Source organism: Streptomyces sp. NPDC006624 (genome assembly GCF_040611555.1).
Taxonomy (GTDB): domain Bacteria; phylum Actinomycetota; class Actinomycetes; order Streptomycetales; family Streptomycetaceae; genus Streptomyces.
This window is the reverse complement of the sequence record NZ_JBEXOM010000067.1, coordinates 1-1,320: the sequence shown is the minus strand read 5'-3', so window position 1 is coordinate 1,320 and position 1,320 is coordinate 1. Positions and strand designations below refer to the sequence as shown.

Annotated in this window: 1 protein-coding gene; it reads left to right on the top strand. The window is 67.3% G+C overall.

The window, feature by feature from the left end; translation table 11 throughout:
* Positions 1-1,320: hypothetical protein (locus ABZY20_RS37190; protein WP_356447953.1), on the top strand; the 1,320-nt coding region annotated here is incomplete at both ends.

Below are 1,320 nucleotides of genomic sequence, written 5' to 3'. Positions count from 1 at the left end.
CCTGTCCTCGCTGAGCGCGACCGAGCTGACCGAGTTCCGCGCGCTGCGCAAGCTGCTGACCGCCGATGCGGCGCTGATCGTGGAGTCCATCGACCTCACCCGCGCCCGCCTGGAAGTCGACCTGGCCAGCGGCCGCGTCGGCCTGGCCGCCCGGCACGCCGACATCGCCGGGCTGCAACTGCCGCAGCAAGGCATCGAAGTCGAGCGCATCGTCGCCGACGGCCTGCACGCCGGCGCGATTCCGGCCAACGGCCTGCTCGACTGGAGCGAGTGGAAGAAGCATCTGCGCGATGCCGACGTCGGCGTCGACTCGCTGCGCATCGACAAGGCGCGCAGCAAATACCACGGCCTGCTGTTCGAGAAGGCCACGCTCACCGGCGCCTACGCCAGCGTCAAGCAACGCGGCAACCTGGTCGAGGCCGGATTGAAGCAGCTCAACATCGTCGGCCTCGGCGTGGTGCCGCGGCTGGGCCTGCTGAACCAGCGCCTGCACGGCTTGCGCGAGAAAGCGCGCACCGCCGAGGAAGCGGAAAAGCCGGCGCTGGAAAAGGAAGTCGCCAAGCTCGCGACCCTGGTCGCCGAATTGCAAGCGCTGGCCGACCAGCGCCAGGACGCCTACCTGCGCCTGCAACGCGCCAAAACGCCCGAGGAGATCAAGACGGCCAAGGACGCGGTCGCCGAAGTCGACGGCGTGATCGCCTACGACCTGGCCCAGTACGGCGTGGCCAACACCGAACTCGACGAGTTCGGGGTCAAGGTCAGCGGCGCCGGCGATCTGCTGTCGGACGCGCTCGGCGGCGGCATCCATCCGCTCGACGTGCTCGAACGCGGCGGCGTCACCGTGACCGGCACCGGCGGCAACAACCAGCGCCTGTTCAAGCGCTTCGCCCTGCAGCAGATCCAGACCGCCGGGCACCAGCCCAACAGCGGGCTGGAAGGCGACGCGGGCTCGTTCGAAATCGGCGAGACCCGGCTCGACATCAGCGCCAAGAAGGAAAAGGACAAGATCACCGTCCAGGTGCCGAAGTTCGAAGTCGACTCGTTGAGCCTGCAGCAGTTCCTGCTGACCTCGAGCGAAGGCGAATCGGTCACGCAGATGTGGTCCGACGGCGCCAGCGGCATCGAAGGGTTGAAGTTCTCCGGCTCGGTCGAGCTGGTGTCGCGCGTAGAGGGCAGCCGCGAGTTGGCCGATTACCGTCTGTCCAAGGCCCATATCGACTCGTTCTCGCTGGACAAGCTGTACGGCAACGGCCTCGGGTTGAAGCTGTCCGAGCGCAAGCTCGACATCGCCATCGCTTCGGGTTCGATCAACGGCGTGCA